This window comes from Cohnella xylanilytica, from assembly GCF_014212175.1.
Lineage (GTDB): Bacteria > Bacillota > Bacilli > Paenibacillales > Paenibacillaceae > Cohnella > Cohnella xylanilytica.
The window spans coordinates 77,079-93,524 of the sequence record NZ_JACJVR010000031.1 but is presented as its reverse complement, the minus strand read 5'-3'; the positions used below and the strand labels follow the sequence as shown (position 1 = coordinate 93,524).

Genomic DNA, 16,446 nt, shown 5'->3' with positions numbered 1-16,446 from the left:
CCCGCTTATACGCCGTCCCCGGCGTGAGCGGCGCGCTTGCCGCCGCCCGCGCCCGCAGGCTCCGCGTATCCGGACGCCGCCGGCCCGTCGCCCTCCCGGCGCCCCATGAACGGCCACCAGTTGGCTTCGCCGAACGTCCGGACCATGACCGGAATGAACAGCGGCAGAACGATCAGCGCGTACAGGAACAGGCCGCACAGAACGATGGTCGCGATCTGCAGCAGGGACATCACTCCCGAAGGCAGCATCGCCGCGAAGGTGCCGCCCAGGATGACCGCCGCCGACAGGATGACGGTGCCCATGTTCTCCATCGCTTTAAGAATCGCTTCCTTCGGGGACAGGTGCCGGTATTCCTTGAACCGGTCCATCAGGAAGATGCTGTAGTCGACGCCCAGCGCGATCAGAATGACGAAGCCGAAGAACGGCACCGACCAGCTCGTTCCCGAGATGCCCAGCATCCGGACGAAGACGAGCTCCGTGACCGCGAGCGAGGTGTAGTACGTCGCCAGCAGCGACAGAATGAGATAGATCGGAATGACGACCGAACGGAACAGGACGATCAGAATCAGGCCGATGCCGATCAGCATGAGCATAACCGTTCGGGAATAGTCCTCGGACGAGATCCGGTGCAGGTCGTTGTTGATGCTGCTGACGCCCCCTACCGCATATTGCGCCTGCTCGTAGCCCGTTCCCGCCAAGGCCCTCTCGACGGCCGCGGTCAGGTCGTCGGTCTTCTCGAGCGTGCCGAGGTCATACGGGTTGCCGTCGAAAATCACGTCGAACTTGACGATCTTCCGGTCCGGGGACAGGTAGACGTCCAAAGCCGTCTGGAAGTCCTTCCCCTGAATCGCCGATTCCGGAATGAACCAGCCGCTCAGCTGCTTATCCGGCGCCGAGGACAGCTCGCCCAAGTAGTCCTGCGCCGACTTCAAGCCGCCCGTCACCTGAGTCAGGCCGTCCACGCTCTTGTTCAGGCCGCTGGTCAGCTCGCCCAATTGCCCGTTCAGCTGCGCGAAGCCGTCTCCCAGCTGCTTCTGCCCTTCGGTCAGCTTGTCGAAGCCTCCCGTCAGCGACGGGAGCTTCCCGACGATCTGCCCTTGGCCGTCCGCCGCCTGCTTCAGCCCCGACTGGAGATCGGTAATGCCGTCCGCCAGCGCCTGAAGCCCTTGCGCCAGCTGCGCCTGCCCTTCGGCGGCCTGCTTCAAGCCGGCGTTCGCCTGCTTCAGCCCGCCGCTGGCTCCCGCCAGCTGCCCGTTCAGCTGGTCCATGCCGCCGGCGATCTGGCCGGAGCTGGCCGCGAGCTGCGACAAGGTCTCCTTCGTGCGTACATAGTCGGCGTCTTCCTTCAGCTCCGGATACTTGTCTCCGAGAGCCCCCAAGCTCCGGCTCAAGTCGCCCATGCTCTGGGAGAGAGCCTTCTGCTTCGAGGCGAGGTCGCCGTACGCCGTCGTCAGCCCTTCGAGCCCGGCGCCCAGGCTCTCGTAGTTCTTCTGCAGCTCCTTGCCGGCCGCCGCCAGCTTGTCGGCGCTCGCCTTCGCCTGCGCCAGCCCTTCGCGCAGCTCTCCCGCGCCGGCCGTGCCGTCGCGAAGCCCCCGCTCGATCCGCTTCAGGCCGTCGCCGAGCTGGACGATGCCTTGCTTGAGCTGCTGCGTCCCGTCCACGAGCTCATCCGCGCCCGCGGCCGCCCCGCTCAGCTTCGAGGCGTTGTCCGCCAGCGCCTTGCTCGCGTCGGACAAGCCGCTGGCCACCTGCTCGATGCCGTCGCTGCCTTGGCCGAGACCGCCGTCCAGCGTATCGACCTGCTTCGAGACCTGGAAGTCTTCGAGCGCTTCTCCGGTCGGCCTCGTCGCGCTGCGAACGGCCTTCACTCCGTCCACCTTCGACAGCTCGCGGGTCACCTGCTCGATCATCGCGAGACCCGCGGAATCGTCCAGCTTCTTGTCGGTCTTCATGACGACCGTCGTCGGAAGCGTCTCGCCCGGGCCGAAGCTGTCCGCGATCAGGTTAAATCCTTTGACCGAATCGTACTTCTCTCCGATCTCGTCGAGAGAATTGAAGGAGATGGAGCCCTTGTAGATGCTCAGGAACGGCACGATGACGACCGCGAGAATCGCCAGCGCGACGAGCGGCCGCCGCAGCGAGAAGCGGCCCGCCGTTCCCCACAGGCGGCTCGGCTTGTGCTCCAGCGACCCCTTCGCCGGCCAGAAGATCGCTTGCCCCAGCGTCGCCAGGAAGAACGGCACCAGCGTGACGAGCGCGATCAGCAGCACGGCCACGCCGACCGCCACGGCCACCGCGGAGCGGTACAGGCCGAACGTGGAGAAGCCGATGGACGCGAAGCCCACGAGTACGGCGAGCCCGGACACGAGAACGGTCTTGCCCGCCGTCCGGTACGTGGAGAGGATCGCCTGGATCTTGTCCCCCCCGTTGTGGGAGAGCTCTTCCTTGAACCGGCTGATCAGCAGGATGCAATAATCGGTGCCGATGCCGAACATGACGGCGACCATGAAGATCTGGGTGAAGTTCGACAGCGGAAAATCGACGTACTTGACCAGGTAAGCGACGACCGACTGAGAAGCGATATAGCTGATTCCGACCGTCAGCAGCGGAATGAACGGCGCGATCGCCGAACGGAAGACGACGAACAGAATCGCCAGGATGAAGACGACGGTGATCCATTCCGTCTTCGCCAGCCCTTCCTCGGAGCTCGCGACGACGTCCTCCTGAATGATCCAGTTGCCGGTGTAATAGTGATCCACGGGCACGCCGTCAAGGGCCGCGTACAGGGAGTCGGCGACTTCCGACGCCGCCTTGCCCTCCAGATCGACGCCCAGCAGCACGAGCACCGTCTTCCCGTCCTTCGACACCATCTGGCTAGCCAGCTCCGGCGTATCGAAGTGCGTATTCACCGAGACGATGCCGAGCTCGGAAGACCGCTTCTTCAGCGCTTCGACGCCGCCCTTTACTTCATTCAGCTGTTCGTCCGTCAGCGGACTGTCCGAATGGAACGCGAGAATGGTCGACGCCCCCGACGAGCCGCTCGCATCCTGCGCGCTCATCTGATCCTGCAGCTCGGCCGCGATCGTCGACGGATACCCGTCCGGCACGGAGATCTGCCCCTTCTCCCGAACGAGCTCCTGCATGTTCGGCGCGGTCAGAATCAGCGCGGCGACGGCCGCGATCCAGACGGCCAGAACGAGCCATCGGGCTTTTACCACTTGCTTCATGACGGTCTCTCTCCCCTCTCCCTGTGCCTTACTCTTCCGGCTGCACGAGAACGCGCGCCAGCTTCTCGTAGGTCTCGATGAACTGGGCGGCCTCCTGCTCGTCGAAGTGCGCGATGTACCGCTCCAGCAGGCTCTCGATCTTGGCGTCGAGCTCGATGGCGATCCGCTCCCCTTCGTCCGTCAGCTCCAGATACGTCACCCTGCGGTCCTTCTCGTCCGGAAGGCGCCGGATCAGCCGCTTGTCGAACAGCCGGTTGATGATCGCCGTGATCGAGCTCTTCCCCACGCAGAAGGCGTCGGCCAGCTCCGAGGACGTGCATTGCCCCCGGGCCCGGATGTACTGAATGGTCGAAAATTGGTCGAGCGTCAGGTCCGCCGGCATCTCCTCGCGCATCATGGCGTTGAGCCTGCGGTTGACCGTGAACATCGCCGACTTGTAGCGGTCGATAATTTGGCTTAGCGCTTTGGCGTCCAACATAGTATCATCCTCGAATGGTTTGTCTTACGAATTGTTCTACACGTGAACTTTAACATAAAAGAGAAGTCCCCGTCAAACGCCTAGATGACATAAACCGCAGCCCCTCATAACTCTTCCCAACAATCCATATGCTACAACTACAGATCACATCCAAGGAGAATGGATATATGTCGACTAACGACTATGCCTTCGCGGAGCTGCGCCAAGAAGACGTTCAGCAAATCCGGCAATTGGAGGAGCGCCTGCGCAATTCCAGCGGCCATCCGATTACGCTGATCGCCTACGAGCAGGCAGAACGGAACGAATCCGCGGCTTCGGATAGCTAACCCGCCGATACGGGCATCCCCCATTCGGCCGACCTTCCCAGTAAATGCAGTCAGGCCCGCCATGCGGGCCCGACGAATAAAATTATTGCGCGTAATCGCCGTTATAGCTTACGACGACGACGTCTTGAACGCCATCGACGGCCGACAGCTCGTTCATGAGCGACAGATTATCTCCTTGCATCTTGATCTCGACCGTCAGCTCGATGCCGGACTTCTTGATCGTTTTAGACTTCAGCACCGAATGGATTTTGCGAATCCGCCGTTTGACCTCATCCTCGGCCTTCTCGTCGTAATGAACGATGAGCAGGTACGGCAGGCCGTTCTCCTTGCGGCGGGACAGCCACCAGATCACGGCGCCCACGACGAGCGATCCTCCCACCGCCACCGGGTAGATCTTCGCTCCCGCCGCGATGCCCGCTGAGATCGCCCAGAACATATAGACGATATCCATCGGATCCTTGACCGCCGTGCGGAAGCGCACAATACTGAGCGCCCCGACCATCCCGAGCGAGAGCACGATATTGGTACTGATCGTCATAATGATAAGGGCGGTAATGATCGTCATAAGCACGAACGTCATATTGTAGTTGTGGCTGTACACGACGCCCCGATAGCACTTGCGGTACACCCAATAAATGAACAAGCCCACAAGCAGAGCGATGAGCAGTCCCCACAGCAAGTCCACATAGGACAAGCTTCGGAACGCCTCGAGGTTAAGGACGCTCTTTTTGATAATGTCGTTAAAATTAAATTCGGTATTCATCCTTACGCTTCTCCTCCCGATGCCGGTCCGGCTGGACGCCGGTCCCCGGCCGCCCCTCTAACTCAGAAATACCTTCTGCCTTTCTTTGCAGAGCACGTACTTGGATATCGTCGAACGCTGATGCGCGCTCATCTGAAGCAGCCCGGCGACGGACCCCGGAAGATAATGATTATATTTGACCTCCAGGATCATCTTCGGCTCGTTCAAAGCGTACCAGGTCGAAACCTTGTCGTCGAACAAATCGAACTCGTGCAATCCGGCCGAGAGTTCCTTGTCGAACGTGATTCTCGTATCTGAGAAGGGCTCGATATAAGCCTCCCGCCAATAATCGACAATGACGGACGGTCTCATCTTCCCGGCGCGCAGGTCCCAATAGAAATCCTCCGCCACCGGGCTGCCGATCTCCCGGAGCGAGTCGTATTCCCCTTTCAAGAGGTTATCGACCTGAGTCCGGCTCAGAGAGGCCGATTCTTTGGCGACGTATTCGTTGTACTTGCTTTTCCGCTCGAGCTTGATGATCTTGTCGCTTATGTTGTAGATGCGAATCCGGTACTTCTTCCGATGGAAGTACCCGTTGTTTTTATCGAAGAGAGACCTCTCGTGGGCGTCGTCGAAATAAAGGCTGCGAATGTGGTAGCCTTCCTCGCCGATCGAGTTGCGATCCATCGCCAGAAGAGGGCGGATCCGCCGACGCAGGCCTTCGTATTCGTTCATCGAGATATAATATTTGTGCTCATGCCGGAGCTTCTTTCCAGCGAATTGCATATCCGCCCGCCTTCCTTACTGCGTGTAGAAATCCCTGACGCCGTTGTATTCCGTGTCGTCCTCGTCGACGTATTGATCGAAAGCCGACATCTCGTTGCCCCGAGAGTCCGTCACTCTAACTCTCCAGAAGTAATGACCCTTAAGAGGCTTGTTCACCGTTACGGTAGGCTCGCTTAAGCCGTTCAGCTTGACGATCGGGTTCGAGAACAACGGATTCTTGGCCAACTCGAACGTGTAATGCAACTCGTCGCCTTGCAGGTCGTAGGAGATGTCCCAGTTAAACGCATAGCCGTCGTTCGTTTTCTTCGGATCTCCCAGGAAGAATGCCATCGGCTTCTGGAGGCTGTCGAGATACTTTTTCTTGTTGACCTCCGGCAATTCGATGATTCGCTCCAATTCCGCTTCGTAGCCAGAGACCGGCCCGCCAAGGTATTGAATGTCAGGCATGCTGCGAATGAACGGCTCCACGACAGTTCGGTAGCCTTCGATCATTTGCCGGGACTGGTCGGCATTGACGATCTTGCTCAGTTCCTCGATCTTGGCGGTCAAGGCCTCCACGTTCTTCGGATTCTTGAACACCTTCTTCTGCAAAACGCTGCCCCAGTAGTTCTGAAGGCCGACCATCCACTCCCGACGGCTCGACGGCCGGTCCGGCCATTGCTCGTAGTAGCCCCAAGCGCCGTCATAATCCCATGGGAGGAAGTACCATTTGTTCGAATTCATCGGCGAATACAGCATGAAGTTCTGGGCATGCGTATCCATGTTGTCCATCAGGATGTTGACCGCCATCCATGTCATGAAGTTGTCCCGATCGAAGTATCGGTCGAGCACGTCGTCGATGTCCCGAGAGTTGTCGTTCAACGCGTCGAGCATCTCCAACAGCTTCGCGTGATCGTTCGAGCCCTTGATCTCCAGTACCGATTCGAACGCTGCCTTATCGTAGTCGGGATCGGTCGCGAGCTTCAACTGTTCCGGGTAGCGGAAAAACTCGAAGCTGGACGCCTTGTATAACTGACCGTACGGATCGAGGCCGTGCGTGCGCAAGAACGATTTGTTCGGCTGTTCGATCTGCTCGTACAAGCCATAGTCTTCGAATTTATCCGACGTTCCGCTGCCGCTTAGATCCTTGACGTACAGGTGGACGAACTGCGTCCGCAGACTGGTAAAGTTCGGAATCTGCTTGAAATAATCAAAGCTGAGCCGGTTGCGTATGCGGCTAAAATCGAAGGAGTGTTTAATGAGGTTGATCGTCTCCTGATCGTTCCATCGGCCCGCATTGTCCAGCAGCTTGATTTTGTACGACTTCTGGCTAGCCCGTAGTGTGGACTTGCCCCGAAGCGTGATCTTGCCGTTAGGGTACGGTTCTCCATAGCCGAACATGCCGGGCTTGGGCCCATTCTCATCCCCTTCCTGGAGGATGACGCTCATCTCGGGATTGCCTTCCGGTTGAGTGTAGGTAATCCGGTTTAACTCGGCCCAACTCATCGGCTTCTCGGCAGTCTTGTTATCCTCGGTCAGCGTGATATATAGGTTGACGAGCGAATCCGGCTTGTCTTTGTCGTAGACGATCCGGTTCTCCTTCAGTCCGGCGGAGTAGGTCGCCTCGGCTAAGTGCGGCGATTGGTTATTCGCGGGTTCCGCAATCGAGCCTTCGTCTTCTTCTATGCTGCAAGCACCCAGCAAGGCGGCGACAGCGGCGAACAAGACGGCGATCCGAGCACGGCGGAACACCCTTCCATCGGTTCTCATAATCGACTCTCCCGTATCCTTATTGGCGAACGACGAGCGGTTGCGCGCTGAAGGTAATGTAATGAAGCCGCTTCGTGCGGTACAACAGTCGTCCCAGAGCGGCGAGCAGAGATGGGAACGAACCGGCGAACAACGACAAGCCCTGATATTTGTCGGCGCTTAACAGAACCGATGAGACCAGGTTCAACACCAGGAATACGGCCGACACGGCCAGGGCTCCCCGGCGGTCGTCGAAGTAGAGAAGCAGCAGCAAGATAATGCTCGTCATGACATAGACATAGAACGACATAACGAGAATATTGTAGGTATCGATCTGCAGGCTTGTGAACCCGATGTAAGGCAGGAACTTGATGCCCGCTGCAACGGCGAAGATGGAGAAGGCCAGCTGCATTCCCATGAGCTTGGCTAACTCCGAGAAGAGCACCTTCTCCAGCTCGCGGCGAGCCTTGTCGATCTCGCCGATCGTTCCGTTCGTAAGTACCAAATCGTAATATTGCCTGTACTTCGGATAGAAGGTCGTCTCTACCGATACGACGAACCAGATCAGCGTCGGAAGGACGGAGAGCACCGCGAAGTAAACGGCAACGTCATACAGGGGAGAGACTCGGAAGCTCCCCCCGATCCATTGGCCGTTGGCGATCCACTGGGCTATCTGATGCTCGAACATGCACAAGCCCGTAAAGAGGCCGGTGCCGAGCAAGGAAGGATGACGGCGCAAGTCTCTTAGGAATTCGTAAACCCGGGACGTGTCCTCGGTCAGGCGAAAGAACCGCTCGATCTGAACCAGCAGAAGTCCGGCCGTTACTGTGAAGCCGGCCGCCATGGCCGCGAACAGATAAGCGACCGAATGGCTGCCCCCGCGGATCAGCAGCCATACAAGGCCTACCGCCAAGGAGACGCCAATTAGGAAGGCGAGCGCGACATTGCGGTAGGCCTTCATAGCCGAGATGTAGACGACTTCCATCCAGATGACGCACAGCGCCATATACATCACGATCAAGGCGACCTTGGCTCCAAGGGACAGCGGAGCAAGGAACAGGAAGACGAGTGCCGGTACCGCCGCTGCGGCCAATGCGATCTGCAAGCTGCCGTAGAAGGAAGGAAGCAGGGATCGGTATTGGCCCGTATATAACCGGTCGGAGACGGAGCGCGTCGTGAAAAGAGAGATTGGCGACGTCAGCATGAACGAGAAGGCGAAGGCGTAGGACGAACCCGATTGGAACAGCTGGCGCTCCAGATAAGGAGTATCGGCGAACGCCATCAGAAGATAAATGGCGATCATGCCGACCATGCAGCAGATCATCGGTCCAACCGTGACTAGCGAAGCGTATGCGACCGCCTTCATTCGATGCATAATGCCTTCGCGGCCGAACAGGGTTTTCAGTTGAAATCCTATTCCTGCCATGGAGCTCCCCCTCCTCTCGCGAGCGAACGGTACAGGTTCTCGTAACGGGCGATGAAGCTGTCGTGCGTGTATTCCCGCTCGATTCGCAGACGCCCGTTGCGGCCCATCTCCTCGCGCATCTTCCGATTCCGGCCGAGCGCCGTCAGGTTGGCGGCGATCTCTTCCTCGTTCATGACGGGAGCGACCAGCCCGGAAGGCCCGATGCCATCGTCGCGCCCCTGCAGCAGTTCGCGGCAGCTCCCCACGTCCGTCGTTACGCACGGCTTGCCAGCCGCCATCGCCTCGAGCACGGACAGTGGCTGCCCTTCGCTAATGCTCGTCAAAGCGATAATGTCCATCTTGCCCAGGTACTCTTTTACGTTGACGGAGCCAGTGAACTCCACATCCTTCAAGCCGAGCAGTTCGACCATCTCCAGACATTCCTCGTAATATTCCGTATCTTCGTCCGTAGGCCCCATGATTGTGAAGACGGCTTCCGGGATCTCCCGCTTAACGATCGCGAAGCTTCCGAGCATCGTCTTGATATCCTTGATCGGAACGATTCGCACGACCGCCCCGATATGCAGACGCGAATCCTCCTCTCCCTTGGAACGGCCCGGCAGGGCGGCATAATCGCCCAGCTTGACGCCGTTCGGGACGATCGAGATCTTGTCCTCCGGACAGCCGAGCTCGATGGCGATCTCCCGGTTCCGGTTAAACAGCGTAATGACCCGGTCGGCGTAATCGTAAGCGCATCGCGATAAGCCGTAGAAAAATTGGATCCAGAGGTCTTTGAAGTAGCCTTGCACCCACTCGGCCTTGATGATCTCTTCCTCCCGTTCGCGGGAGTAGATGCCGTGTTCGGTCAACAGCATCTTTCGTCCGTACAGCGTTTTGCCGAAGCTGGCAATGATGCCGGCATAACCCGTCGAGGCCGTATGGTAGAGATCCGCCTCCGGGATTGGCTCGCGAAGAAGCTGCATCAGCGGGAGCAGCATGGAGCGGACCGTCCAGAACAACTCCCGGAACGGGAGCTGCGAATAACGTTCCCGGCTCAGTTCGCTAAGCGCATCGAAGTAGTCCCGGCTCATCAGAAACTCCGTCGAGCTTTCCCATCTCTCGTCGCGGAGAAGTTTGAAGAGCGTGTTCCAGTCGGTGCCGGTGCCAGCGATCAGCGACTGGATCGACTGCCTTTCCTCGGGCGTGAGCCGGTAAGACTTGCCCCATATATCCTCTTCTCGCATGAACACGTCAAGGAACGATTCCTTAACTTCAACTACGTTCGGGGGCAGCTCGTACTTGAACTTGCCGCGGTTCTTCTCTTCCGCGCCGATGGCGTAGATAACGAACTCATGCTGAGGCATGGACTGAATCAGAGAGTGAATCCAACTGGACACCCCGCCCGTGATATAGGGATACGAGCCTTCGGCCACCATACAGATCCTCATTCCGTTTCCCTCCATTTCACTTTAAAAACGGGGCGCTGCGCCTTGATGAGATAGACCCCGCTGTCAATGTTCGACCACTGGCAGCCGGAAGCCTCCGCTATCTTCTTGTCAGTGCGAAGAATGAATTCCTGCGGCCCGGTGAACGAGTTTATGTAGCCGCTTAGACCGTCATGTTCTCTCACGATGACAGGGGAGCTGATCGATAAGCGCTCAACGGCGTTGCTCGCCTCCGAAGCGGTCGTCGGCGTCAGCCAAGGGTACCGCTTGTCGATATCGGCCAGGAATTCCTCGAACCGCTTGCTCAGCTGCTCCCAGGTCAGCCCGTAGCTGCGCTCTGGGTCATAGCTGTCGTCCGGATGAACGAAGTGGGAGAACGACCCGTACGCCGTAACGATATTCGCGGCCGACCATTGCTCATAAATGTCCGGAGAGAAGCCGGACGTTACCCGGGGAAGATCGACGACTCCGTCCTCCCCTATCCCGTACTCCTGCCCGTATGTAATCCTCTCTGCATCCTCCAAGAACAACGAAGAGATGTTGGTCAGATCCGGCAACTCCCGCTTAAGAACGGAACGTGCACTTGAATCCATCGCGTTGGAGGGAGGAACGTAAGTCCGCAGCTTGTAGTTCGGCAGAACGCTGCGCTCGAATTCCAGTACCGCTCGAAGAGAGGCGGCCATGGCGTCTTCGTCCGGCCAACGAAGATAACCGTAGGCGTCGGCGATCCTCTTATCCGTCGTCAACGACTGGTGATTGTACCCGTGCACGCCGATCTCGCCGCCCTGCTTCAAGATCTCCTTGCTGTATCGCGCGAAATTCTCGGCGTCGCTATCCTCTCTCCAATCGAAGGGAGGCTTCACCCTGTCCCCGTAATTGACGATCAGCAGAGCCGTATAACGCAGGTGATGACGCTTGGCGAACCGAATCATGTCGGGCCACCAGATCTGACTGTAATACTGGCCGACGCCCATTTGATACTGTCCGTAAATTTTGTCGTTCAGCAAAGACGGCGGCGGTGCGGGGAAGTCGTCGATATAGACGCTTTTGGAGTTGTAGATCGGATATATGAAGTCCGGCAGTAAGGTGCCCAGACAGCCCGCGATAAGCCCCCGGCTGATCTTATCCTGAAGCATCGTTCCGTTGAATACGAGGAACTCGCCGTCCCCGTATGCCGTCTGCCAGATGAGCGGAGAGCCCTCATCCGTCTCCGCCAGTACTTCGGCCCGCTCGTCCAGCTTGACCGACAGCAGCGAATTCTGCAAGCTCTCTCCGTTGAACTCCGCGTCCCCGTATCCGATGAGGATGTTCCGCCTGAATCGGATGCTCTGGGCGTCCACATAGCTTCCCGAATCCAGAATGCCAAGCTTGCGATATAATCGATAAAACCCGTTGTCGACTTCGGGAACGGCGGCCAGCATGACACGGCCGCCTTGTTCCACGTACCGGATCAAGGCGTCCATATCGGCGATGCTAGAGTAACTTTGCACGGTCACGATAATCGCGGCCGGCTTATAGTCGGAATCGAGAGGCTCGGAGACGGACTGGGACCGCACTCCCTTCTTCATCCCCGCCAGCAGAGTTTCCGCATTTACCTTGATTTTGCGACTGAACTCCTCGTTCGGGTTGTATAAAATCAAATAGCGCTCCTGATCGAGCGCCTTCAGCCTATCCTCGGGCAGGGCATTCTCCTTGGTCAACCGGGACGGACGAACGAGATCCGCAGCATCCCTCTTGGAGATGAGGAAGAAGTCCGATCTAGATATTTGAAGCAGCATGGTGATCACCGTCACCACGCTCAGGAAGACCAGCATGATGGTCAAAGGCTTTGATCTAATCATTCGTTACACACCTGCATTCCAATACCGAATCAAATTCAGGGTCCGATGGGAGACTGTGATTCTCGACCTCTTCAGCGCCTCCATTGTCGAGGCGAACTGAGTAGACGAGCGCGTCTCGTACCAGAGCTTCAACTGGAGATAGTAGGCCTGTTCGGAGTCGGGGAACCGCTTCAGATACAACTCGCATGCTTCGCGGGCCTTGTCGAATCTCTCTAACAGCATCTCCCCCTCGATCTTGGCCGCGTAATGCTCCTCGTTCGGACTGTCCAGCTCGATCAGACGGTCGAGCACGTCGATTTGCAGCCTTCGATAGGTCCTCTCCATACGGGCATCCATCAGGCTGGATCCCAGATAGCTCTTCAGAACGGCGGCGGCCTTGGCCGCGGTCTCCCAGTCCTCCGGATATCTCTCGAAGGCGACCGCGCTCTTCTGAAGCTGCGCCACCATCTTCCGCTTCATCTCCATAACGGCCGCGACGGCATAGTGGGACGTCTCCGTATCTTCGTTCTGCGCCGCTTTGGCTAGCAGCGGAACCATGTCCAACGAGTCCATCTTCAAAGCGGAGAGAACGACTTCCCTTCTTACGCGATGATCGTTCACGCCAAGCGCGTCTTCGATCGGAATCGTGTCGGTCTCCTTCTCGACGTCTACGGGATGGAGCATCTCGCTGCCGCCGCTCTGCATCTCGATCACATCCGCGAACCGACCCTCGCCGGCGTCCGGTCGCCGTCGCGAAGAGAGTAAGACTGCCGCGCCGAGAACGAGGCCGGCGACGGGCAATCCCAGAAGAAGCCCGTACAGAACGCCGTGAATGCCTCTGCCGCGCCATCGGGCATAAGCGAGGAAGATGGCCGCGGCAGCATAATGAGCGATTAGAAGCAGCGCGGCGTCAAGCATAAATCTCTTCCTCCTGGAGGATACGGGTCTTGAAGCCGCTCTTCTCCAACCGGGCCACTGCGAATCGGACTTCGTCTTGGCCGGTACTGGAGAGCAGAATCACGACCTTCTCTCCTCTCAGACCGATGTAATCGGTGCTTCGAAGGGCTCCGGACAGCTTAGGGGCAAGCATGCTTAGTTCCTGCCCGGCATTCTCCAGCTCCAACAGGACGAATTCGGTCTGTCTTCGATCTTTCGCGGCCTTCTTGCTCTGCAAGACTTCCAGGAACGGCGCCTCCTGCAGAATAACCGTATCGTCGACGAATCGTTCGCTGCGCGTCGCCTCGACGAACCGGAACGAGCGGGACAAAGCCCGAGAGATGAGACTGACGGCGATCCGGAACAAATTCTCGTAATAAAGCGTGAACTTCTCGAACGGTTGCTCCTGCAGAAGAACGACGGCGATCGTCTGATCGTTGCTGACGACGGGCGCCGCCATAGCCGGATCGCCCGCGGCGAGCGCCTTGTTGACGAACACGTTGCCAGATTCGACGACGCGGGCGATGGAAGGCGAATCGGCCAAATTCATCGACCTTGGCATGCTAAACGATTCGTCCGAGGACTGAGCGACAAGACGGATGTAGCTCGAATTCGCGGCAACGGCATAGATCGCGACTCGGCGCGATTCCATCAGCTCCTCCAGCACGTTGACGGACTTCATCACGATGTGCTCGGGCTCCAGACTCTCCAGCTCGGCAACAATCGAATGCAGCCTTCCAAGGCTGTCCTTGCTTGTCAGCACCTGCTTCTGAAGCGTATCCTTAACTGTGCGCGTATCCTGATAGATATCCTTCAAGAACTCATACCGCGCTCTCTCGATCGCCATTTCCCCCGTATGCGTCAGCTTCTCGCGAGTATATCGGTCCTTAACGAATCCGACTGCCAGGCCGAAGAACAAATAAATCGAAGATTGAAACAGGAATTGAGTATCCGTAATGACGTTCCCCCAGTACCAACCGTCCGCCAAATTCCGGACGAACAAGTAGGCAATGACTCCGACGGTCGCGGGCACGGACTGCCGGGTTCCATAGAAAAGCCCCATCAGCAAAATATAGACTAGAAACAGATCCAGCCCCCGTTCCCGGAACCGAATAGGGACTTGCGGTCATGTACGCAACTAGAATTCCCAAAAGGATTATATTCTCCGCGTACCCTCGCAGCTTACGAACTCTCTTGTGCCAGCTGCGGCGCGGTTTGCGTTCGGCGGCGAGAGCCTGCCGGGCGGAGCGGGACGCCGCCCATTCGTAGGTGATCTCCAGCCCTTCCCTGACCGTAAAGAGCGGCACCCAATCGAGCGTCTTCTTGGCCGTCTCGTTGTCCAGACACGATCGGCCGATATCGCCTGGACGCGGATCTCGGTATTCCGGCTCCGGGATCGGATGAAACTCCCTTACGATGCCGATAAGTTCGTTAATGGAGGTCTCCCTGCCGGTCGATAAGTTCATGACTCCGGAAGCGTCACTCGTCGCGCCGCGCAGCACTGCATCGGCGATGTCTCCGACATAGATGAAGTCCCTCGTCTGCGTCCCGTCCCCGAATACTTGAATAGGCTCTCCCCGCAACGCCGCCTCCAGGAAAATCGACACGACGCCTCCCTCGCCCCCATTCCCCTGCTTGGGGCCGTACACGTTGGCGAATCGGAAGCAGAGCGTCTTCAACCCATAATAATCGCCCCATCGGCCGCAATACAATTCCCCGAGCCATTTGTTCAGCCCGTAGACGGACTGGGTCTGGCCCGCGTCCTCCTCCTTGACGGGAATTCGCTCGGCGTTCCCGTACACGGCGGCGGAGGAAGCGAAGATCAGCTTCTTGACGCCGTGCTTCGCCGCGCAGTTCAGGATATTGACCAATCCGAGGACGTTCGTCCTCGTATCCGCGACGGGTTCCCTCATAGAAGTGGCGACATCGACTTGGGCCGCGAGGTGAATGACGACGTCGAAGGCTACGCTGGCGAATACTTCATCGCAGGAAGGATCGGCCACATCCATCAAATAAGCCTTGTGGGGAACGGTCAGGTGCTCCTTCCGTCCGGTAGACAAGTCGTCGATCACATAGATATCATGGCCTTCCTTATGGAACCGTTCGGCTATGGTCGAACCTATGAACCCATAGCCCCCTGTAATAAGCACTTTCACTTCAGGCACCCCGTTTGGACGAATTTCAACAGAATCTCGTTCTTTTTGCGAATAGCTTCCGATAATCGTTGCGCCTATAATAGGCATAATAACTTCTTAGAACTTACGATCGGAGGAGTCACCATGATGAACCGAAAGAGCGCAATACTCTGCCTGCTCTCCCTCTGGCTTGCCGCAGCCGCTCTGCCTGTCGGACAGGCTTCGGCGGAGATCGCCTCCGCTGGCGGCAACAAGCTGCTAATCTATTACGGAACTCCCGAGGGCGTGAACGGGCTATGGAACGCAGATCAAGCCGCGGACCTCTTCGCGCAATACGATCATATCGTGTTCGGCGAGGGACTGGAGCTGCCTTCCGACGGGCACCACGACTCTACCGCCGAAGTTATGCGCAAAGTTCGCGGGATCTCCCCGAACGTACAATTCTACGGGTATATCGATCTGGATTATACGAAGATCAAGTACCCGATGAAGGAGTTGAAGAGGCGAACCGATCTATGGCTCGACATGGGAGCCGACGGGATCTTCTTGGACGATGCGGGCTACGATTACGGCGGAACGAGAATCCGGTTTAACGAGATCGTACGCTATATTCACGACAAGAATATGGTGGCGTTCGTAAACGCCTGGAATCCCGACGACGTGTTAAGCAGCGCCTACGACCCGGCTCATAATTCCAAGTCTCTTAAGACGGCGATGGATGGAAGGGACATCTACCTGCTGGAGAGCTTCCTGCTTCCCACCGACATCACCAAGGCGAATAGCCCGAGCGCCTTCTCTTCGCGATTCCGGACCAAGATGGACAAGGCGCTCTACTACCGCATGCACCTTGGCATTCGTTTGATGAGCGTCAGCAGTGCGGATTACGAACAATTCTCGAGCGATGCCCTCCGCAAGTTCTTCCGTATGAACGAAGCGGCCGCAGGCGTCTTCTCCTTGGACGCCTACGGGGTATCGCCTATCTATTACTCGTCCGCCAAGCCCTACCACGATCTCGTCCGTCGGTTCCCTTACAGCAAGAACTATTCGGACTTCTACACCCGGGACGTCGCCTATACGGCTAAATACGAGAACCGGGATTTCGCGAGAGCCGGCTTCAGGCTTCACTCCGTCCAAGGAGACCAGTACTACCGATTCCCCGAACAATTGGAGATTACTAGCTAATATCCGGTCCGACAAGCCGAACTTCACCAAGTTCGGCTTCTTTACGACGCAATGTGCACCAGCGTAACAGATACCGCTGAACAATTTCTGAATAAGTATAGCGGACTATGATTTCGTTTCCCTTCTCCGAACCTCTTTCCATTCCAAGACGGGCGATTTTCCTTTATACTCGATTATAGTTCTTTCGGTCTATATTAAAAAAGTAAATCCTGTATTTTTTAGGCCTATCCACCCGA

Annotated in this window: 13 protein-coding genes; 2 read left to right on the top strand and 11 right to left on the bottom strand. The window is 57.6% G+C overall.

Features of this window, described 5'->3' with window-relative positions:
* Positions 1 to 5 precede the first annotated feature (5 nt).
* Both H7B90_RS09010 and H7B90_RS09005 read right to left on the bottom strand, forming a co-directional pair.
* Positions 6 to 3,227, bottom strand: a complete 3,222-nt coding sequence (locus H7B90_RS09010) for an MMPL family transporter (protein ID WP_185135529.1) — start codon at positions 3,225 to 3,227, stop codon at positions 6 to 8.
* Positions 3,228 to 3,255: 28 nt separating this feature from the next.
* Complete coding sequence (locus H7B90_RS09005) at positions 3,256 to 3,705, bottom strand: MarR family winged helix-turn-helix transcriptional regulator (RefSeq protein WP_246578580.1); 450 nt, start codon at positions 3,703 to 3,705, stop codon at positions 3,256 to 3,258.
* Positions 3,706 to 3,872: 167 nt separating this feature from the next.
* Here H7B90_RS09005 and H7B90_RS09000 point away from each other — a divergent pair, with 167 nt between their 5' ends.
* Positions 3,873 to 4,031 carry a hypothetical protein gene (locus H7B90_RS09000; protein WP_185135528.1) on the top strand — a complete coding sequence of 53 codons (159 nt, stop codon included), beginning with the start codon at positions 3,873 to 3,875 and terminating at the stop codon, positions 4,029 to 4,031.
* Between the two features lie 82 nt (positions 4,032 to 4,113).
* Here the strand turns inward: H7B90_RS09000 and H7B90_RS08995 are convergent, their stop codons facing one another.
* Genes H7B90_RS08995 through H7B90_RS08955 form a run of 9 tightly spaced genes read right to left on the bottom strand, consistent with a single transcriptional unit; the run spans position 4,114 to position 15,049 of the window.
* A complete protein-coding gene (locus H7B90_RS08995) occupies positions 4,114 to 4,794 on the bottom strand; it encodes a DUF4956 domain-containing protein (protein ID WP_185135527.1) in 681 nt (226 codons plus the stop codon).
* Between the two features lie 57 nt (positions 4,795 to 4,851).
* Positions 4,852 to 5,559: a polyphosphate polymerase domain-containing protein gene (locus H7B90_RS08990; protein WP_185135526.1), complete on the bottom strand. Its 708-nt coding sequence runs from the start codon at positions 5,557 to 5,559 to the stop codon at positions 4,852 to 4,854.
* A 15-nt stretch (positions 5,560 to 5,574) separates the two neighbouring features.
* Positions 5,575 to 7,308, bottom strand: a complete 1,734-nt coding sequence (locus tag H7B90_RS08985; RefSeq protein ID WP_185135525.1) for a CotH kinase family protein — start codon at positions 7,306 to 7,308, stop codon at positions 5,575 to 5,577.
* Positions 7,309 to 7,327: 19 nt separating this feature from the next.
* Positions 7,328 to 8,713: an exopolysaccharide Pel transporter PelG gene (gene pelG / locus H7B90_RS08980; RefSeq protein WP_185135524.1), complete on the bottom strand. Its 1,386-nt coding sequence runs from the start codon at positions 8,711 to 8,713 to the stop codon at positions 7,328 to 7,330.
* A complete protein-coding gene (gene pelF / locus H7B90_RS08975) occupies positions 8,701 to 10,140 on the bottom strand; it encodes a GT4 family glycosyltransferase PelF (RefSeq protein WP_185135523.1) in 1,440 nt (479 codons plus the stop codon). The genes pelG and pelF overlap by 13 nt, the downstream gene beginning before the upstream one ends.
* A complete protein-coding gene (locus H7B90_RS08970) occupies positions 10,137 to 11,978 on the bottom strand; it encodes a DUF2194 domain-containing protein (RefSeq protein ID WP_185135522.1) in 1,842 nt (613 codons plus the stop codon). Before H7B90_RS08970 ends, pelF begins: the two co-directional genes overlap by 4 nt.
* A gap of 3 nt (positions 11,979 to 11,981) precedes the next feature.
* Positions 11,982 to 12,875 carry a hypothetical protein gene (locus tag H7B90_RS08965; RefSeq protein ID WP_185135521.1) on the bottom strand — a complete coding sequence of 298 codons (894 nt, stop codon included), beginning with the start codon at positions 12,873 to 12,875 and terminating at the stop codon, positions 11,982 to 11,984.
* On the bottom strand, positions 12,868 to 13,740 hold the full coding sequence (locus tag H7B90_RS08960) for a GAF domain-containing protein (protein WP_185135520.1): 873 nt from the start codon (positions 13,738 to 13,740) through the stop codon (positions 12,868 to 12,870). Before H7B90_RS08960 ends, H7B90_RS08965 begins: the two co-directional genes overlap by 8 nt.
* Positions 13,741 to 13,780: 40 nt before the next feature.
* Positions 13,781 to 15,049: an NAD-dependent epimerase/dehydratase family protein gene (locus H7B90_RS08955; RefSeq protein WP_185135519.1), complete on the bottom strand. Its 1,269-nt coding sequence runs from the start codon at positions 15,047 to 15,049 to the stop codon at positions 13,781 to 13,783.
* Positions 15,050 to 15,172: 123 nt separating this feature from the next.
* Here H7B90_RS08955 and H7B90_RS08950 point away from each other — a divergent pair, with 123 nt between their 5' ends.
* Positions 15,173 to 16,210, top strand: a complete 1,038-nt coding sequence (locus tag H7B90_RS08950) for a hypothetical protein (protein WP_185135518.1) — start codon at positions 15,173 to 15,175, stop codon at positions 16,208 to 16,210.
* Positions 16,211 to 16,446: the final 236 nt, after the last annotated feature.

Coding starts and splice junctions, on each gene's coding strand:
- H7B90_RS08990 (WP_185135526.1), bottom strand. CDS start 5,559: ATGCAATTCGCTGGAAAGAAGCTCCGGCATGAGCACAAATATTATATC.
- H7B90_RS09005 (WP_246578580.1), bottom strand. CDS start 3,705: ATGTTGGACGCCAAAGCGCTAAGCCAAATTATCGACCGCTACAAGTCG.
- pelF (WP_185135523.1), bottom strand. CDS start 10,140: ATGAGGATCTGTATGGTGGCCGAAGGCTCGTATCCCTATATCACGGGC.
- H7B90_RS09010 (WP_185135529.1), bottom strand. CDS start 3,227: ATGAAGCAAGTGGTAAAAGCCCGATGGCTCGTTCTGGCCGTCTGGATC.
- H7B90_RS08985 (WP_185135525.1), bottom strand. CDS start 7,308: ATGAGAACCGATGGAAGGGTGTTCCGCCGTGCTCGGATCGCCGTCTTG.
- H7B90_RS08950 (WP_185135518.1), top strand. CDS start 15,173: ATGATGAACCGAAAGAGCGCAATACTCTGCCTGCTCTCCCTCTGGCTT.
- H7B90_RS08995 (WP_185135527.1), bottom strand. CDS start 4,794: ATGAATACCGAATTTAATTTTAACGACATTATCAAAAAGAGCGTCCTT.
- H7B90_RS09000 (WP_185135528.1), top strand. CDS start 3,873: ATGTCGACTAACGACTATGCCTTCGCGGAGCTGCGCCAAGAAGACGTT.
- H7B90_RS08965 (WP_185135521.1), bottom strand. CDS start 12,875: ATGCTTGACGCCGCGCTGCTTCTAATCGCTCATTATGCTGCCGCGGCC.
- H7B90_RS08960 (WP_185135520.1), bottom strand. CDS start 13,740: ATGGCGATCGAGAGAGCGCGGTATGAGTTCTTGAAGGATATCTATCAG.
- H7B90_RS08970 (WP_185135522.1), bottom strand. CDS start 11,978: ATGATTAGATCAAAGCCTTTGACCATCATGCTGGTCTTCCTGAGCGTG.
- pelG (WP_185135524.1), bottom strand. CDS start 8,713: ATGGCAGGAATAGGATTTCAACTGAAAACCCTGTTCGGCCGCGAAGGC.